Raw genomic sequence first — 4,415 nt, 5'->3', positions numbered from 1 at the left:
TGCCTTGATAGCATCAGCCTCACAAGCAAATTATCTTGTGATAACTTTCAATTCCTTAACAGCTTTTTCTTCAGCCTTGATAATTTTTTGTGAAAGCTTACGCAGGTCTGATTCTTTTCTCACTTGGCTCTGTACGACCAACCCATCTTTGCTCTATGTCCCCGTAAGTTATTTGATTTTCTTTAAATGAATATCCTGATAATTCGCTTTCGACAAATTCCGAATCGGCTAAATTCGATCCCGCCGCATTTAAGGCAATTACCAAAAATATTGTATCTAGTCCTTTAATAAAGAGTTTATCCATGACTCTACCCAATTTATCATCGTTTAGGTATTCTGGTTTTACTCCGGCTCCTATCAAATGTTCACAAGCTATTGTTTCAAAAAATTTGGGGAACATATATAGTGGTTGAGATACAAATCCTAACCCATTTAAAATCATGGCTTTGACCGCATGACCAGGGCTGACCTTTTCTCCTTTTTCTTCACCTATTAAATCATTAATGATTTCTACCAACCCAATGGCATCTACCATTCCTGCTACTATGCCTAAATGATCTATATTTTGGATTTGGATTTCTTTTACATTCAACATCACAACAGGATTCTCCATGAATTCTGTTTTGATTTTCTCATTTCTATTTTGGTTAACAATTAATTTTTCTAAACTTTTTCGGGATTTTCGCATTTCTCCTGGAATCCAGGTTTTTACCTGAAAGCTTTGCTCATTGGCAGTTGCTTAGGTTTCTAAGACTAATTCTTATTAAGCCTCTTTCTTCTTAATTTAGTTTAGTTCTTATGTACTACTTTAGCGCTCTTTTCTTGATGTGTGACAGTTGAGGGTGCGGAATGTGGGGTAGATCACATGGTCTACAGTCGGTTATGAAAATCAACAGGCACGGACGCGCCAAAGTCATTACACAGCAAGAGATACAGTTAATTTTTACCCACGGCTTGAACAATGACCGGGATAGAATGCTGTTTGGTGTGTGCCTGTTTAGTGCCTGTAGAATCCGGGAATGTGTAACGCTACAAACTCAAGACATCTACACACCCAAGGGTGAAGTTAGATCGCAATTCGTGATCAGGAAGTCAAACACTAAAGGCAAACTGGCCACAAGGTCTATCCCAGTGATTGAAGACTTGCGGCGGCTATTGGCTGATTATTCCCGACTAGCTGGTAATGTTTACCTGTTTCCCGGTCGTAGCAACGGACATATCAGCCATGACTCAGCAGCTCGTATTTTAAGGAAAGCTTGCGAACAAGTAGGAATCATTGGAGTGAGTACGCACAGCTTTAGAAGGACTGCTTTAACCCAGATGAGTAACGCTGGCATTCCTTTGAGGGTAATTCAGGAATTGTCAGGGCATAGGAATTTAGAACAGTTACAGAGATATTTAGAGGTGAGTGATGATCAGGTGTTGGGGGCGGCTGCTGCTTTGTCGATGCTGTCACCTGCTGTGGAAGTCAGTAAATACAAAATTTGACGACATTACACAGGATGGGGCTTCACCCCAGGAGTTAACACGGGATTAGACGGGTTTAAAAGCAAAAATTTTTAGTCACGCACTAAAAAATGTGTTATTACAATAGTATTACTCTTATAAAGAGGCTATTAACTTATGTACACCTTAAAAATTCGTAGAGTTGGAAATTCCTTGGGTGTAACATTACCTAAAGAAGCCCTGCAAAAACTTAGAGTTCAAGAAGGAGACAGTGTATTTGTCACTGAAACTTCTTCTGGTGTTCATGTGACTGCCTGTAATCCTGACTTTGAAAAAGCAATGTCAGCCTACAGAAAAGTCAGCACAAAATACAGAAATGCACTTCATGAGTTAGCGAAATGAATGGTATTTTCTGGCTAGATGAGACAATTGTTACAGTTATACATGAAGACCAATTAGCACAGCATGGCGGTCTTGCTGGTGTGCGAGATAACAACTTGTTTTTAGCTAGTTTAGATAGACCGAAGAATTTACTTGCTTATGGTGAACCCACACCCACCATATTTGATTTAGCTGCGGCTTATGGTTATGGATTTGCAAAAAACCATGCTTTTATAGACGGTAATAAACGGGTAGCTTTCGCAGTGATGGCTACCTTTCTCGAATTAAATGGATATTCATTAGATGTTCCAGAACCGCAAGTTGTTTTAATAATGGAACGACTAGCAAACGGTCAAGAAAGTCAAGAAACAATATCAGAATGGCTTCAAGAAAATTCTATTAAATATTAATGGTAAAAATAAGGCAAAGACAAGAACCGCAAAAATGCCCCTCCAGAATCGCCTAGAGGGGTATTGAAATTACTTTTATGTGCAATTAGTCATGCAATTTTAGGGTAGAGCCGATCCAAAACTGTCTTGACGCTGGTGTGTTGCCAGTCTTTACCCCGCTTGGATTTGTAGCCATTTTCATTCAGATATTGTGCGATCGCTCTCAAAGACTTCCCTGATTTGTGGTGTCTTCTGATAATCTCTATAACCTGCTGCTCATCGTCACTGGGGACTAATTCACCCTCTACCGAGTGCTGACCAAAAGCAGGGGGAGCAACGCGATTTTGTGAAGTTGGGTCAAAAAGTAGCGATCGCCAATAACCTCTTCTCAGTAGCAAAATAAATTTATCACTTAATGTTGCGTATAAATACATAAATACTTTCTACCTGTTCTGTAATGGCGACAAAAAAAGGTAAAATTCCCTTTAAATAGTGTTTTTAGATAGGGAATATCTGCCTTTTATGACAAAAAATATATGTGCAAGTCTTGATTTAAATACATCAATAAAAACTTTTCAATCGAATGCTACAAAACTTTTAGATTTTGCGAATATCCCAGAATGGGATGGGAAAAAGCTCAAAGAGCGAGAAGAAGAAATTAGAGTTCAGGCACTCATTTTAGCTGGACAATGTATGGCTATTTTATTATATAATCTTTCGATATCACCGAAGATTCTTGACTACTCTGTTGCTCAAACACAAGGATGGAGAAGCACAAAAACACAAAAACATGGTTATAAAAAGCGACAAATAGTAACAATTGGAAATGTCGAAGTAACTTTAAACTTACCTTATGTACTTGAACGAAATCCGAAAAGTAAAAAATCTGATAGTTCTTCACTCAATAAGCAAAAAATCAAAACCTCAAATCAAGGATTTTGTCCGTTTTTAAAGTGGCTAGGGATGTCTGAAGGTATTACCCCTTTGGTTTGGTCAACAATTGCCAAATATGGTACAATAGCAAGTTCTTTTGATGCAGCACATTCGACTCTGATAGATTGGGGAATAAATGTTAGTTTAAAACGAATCGAACGTCTGACTTACCTTTTTGGTAAAATTGGTATTAATCTTCGCCAATCGAAAATATTACATCTGGAGATGGATAACTTATCTGATAGTAATGTTCTCAAAGACCAACGAGTTGTCATCGCTGTAGATGGTGGAAGAACTAAAATTAGGTTTAATAAAAAAGGTAGACCCAGTAGCAAAACAAACCGTCATGGCTTTGTCGGTGAATGGATGGAGCCAAAGTTACTAACAATTTATGTCGTAAATGAACAAGGTAAAAAAATTAGAACATCAGCAATACCTATTACTAATGATGGCACATATTCCGGTTATAAAGAGTTTCTGAAAATTTTAGAAATGTACTTAGTAAATTTGGGGATAAGCCAAGCTAAACAGGTGTTATTGATTGCCGATGGTGCAGAGTGGATATGGATACACATTCCCCCGTTATTAAAAAAGCTAAAATGTCCATCCGAAACTTATCAATTATTAGATTTGTATCACGCTGTATCACATTTAAAAGATTTTGCTGATGCTGCTTTTAGTACAGATAATGAAAGTCAATTATGGTTTAAAAAAGCTCGAAAAGCTTTAAAGAAAGGGCAAACGCTAGATTTAATGAGAAACATGGGTGAATTTATCTCTGGCGCGACTGGAGAACGCTGTAAAATTTTAGTGCGAGAGCGAAATTATATTTTAAAAGCCTATAGAAGGAGGCTGTTAAAATATAACGAGGTGGCATCTCAAAAGCTTCCTCTTGGTAGTGGCGCAGTTGAAAGTTTAATTCGTCAAGTTGTTAATTTACGCATGAAAGGAAACAGTAAGTTTTGGTTACAAAATAATGCAGAAATTATGTTACATCTGCGTTGTCAATGGATAGCTAAAACTTGGGATAATTTTTGTGATTCTATTTTTAATTCTTTGATCAAATCCCCAACTGGGTAATAAATTTTATACTTTAATTCTTCCTTTAATTTATTTTCTGCTGTAATTGATACCAAACATTCAAGAGATATTACAGAAAATTTTGGAAATAATCGTCAAATGATTTACTAGCAATCTTTTTGAGATATCTCATCAAGATAATTTATCGTGTAAATACGTTTATATATTGTAAATAAAATTACTTTG

General features: G+C 36.9%; 5 protein-coding genes and 1 pseudogene. 4 read left to right on the top strand and 2 right to left on the bottom strand.

The genetic code is table 11. The annotated features are described in order from the left end of the window. Positions 1 to 595, bottom strand: a pseudogene (locus tag NSP_RS22830) (DUF4277 domain-containing protein); the annotation flags it as partial. 287 nt (positions 596 to 882) lie between these two features. Between NSP_RS22830 and NSP_RS22825 the strand changes: the two are divergent. The 3 genes from NSP_RS22825 to NSP_RS22815 all read left to right on the top strand — a co-directional run bounded on the left by NSP_RS22825 (position 883) and on the right by NSP_RS22815 (position 2,237). Further along, positions 883 to 1,488 (top strand): tyrosine-type recombinase/integrase, encoded by a 606-nt coding sequence (locus NSP_RS22825; protein ID WP_006199191.1) that lies wholly within the window; start codon positions 883 to 885, stop codon positions 1,486 to 1,488. Between the two features lie 135 nt (positions 1,489 to 1,623). Beyond that, positions 1,624 to 1,848 carry an AbrB/MazE/SpoVT family DNA-binding domain-containing protein gene (locus NSP_RS22820; RefSeq protein ID WP_006199192.1) on the top strand — a complete coding sequence of 75 codons (225 nt, stop codon included), beginning with the start codon at positions 1,624 to 1,626 and terminating at the stop codon, positions 1,846 to 1,848. Continuing rightward, positions 1,845 to 2,237, top strand: a complete 393-nt coding sequence (locus NSP_RS22815; RefSeq protein ID WP_006199193.1) for a type II toxin-antitoxin system death-on-curing family toxin — start codon at positions 1,845 to 1,847, stop codon at positions 2,235 to 2,237. The genes NSP_RS22820 and NSP_RS22815 overlap by 4 nt, the downstream gene beginning before the upstream one ends. Positions 2,238 to 2,326: 89 nt before the next feature. On the opposite strand, the gene NSP_RS22810 is transcribed toward NSP_RS22815, so the two are convergent. After that, a complete protein-coding gene (locus NSP_RS22810) occupies positions 2,327 to 2,650 on the bottom strand; it encodes a recombinase family protein (RefSeq protein WP_017804452.1) in 324 nt (107 codons plus the stop codon). A gap of 88 nt (positions 2,651 to 2,738) precedes the next feature. On the opposite strand from NSP_RS22810, the gene NSP_RS22805 reads away from it, so the two are divergent. Beyond that, positions 2,739 to 4,229: an ISLre2 family transposase gene (locus NSP_RS22805; RefSeq protein WP_006198069.1), complete on the top strand. Its 1,491-nt coding sequence runs from the start codon at positions 2,739 to 2,741 to the stop codon at positions 4,227 to 4,229. Positions 4,230 to 4,415 lie beyond the last annotated feature (186 nt).

The organism is Nodularia spumigena CCY9414, from assembly GCF_000340565.2.
Lineage (GTDB): Bacteria > Cyanobacteriota > Cyanobacteriia > Cyanobacteriales > Nostocaceae > Nodularia > Nodularia spumigena.
This window is presented reverse-complemented; position numbering and strand designations above follow the sequence as displayed.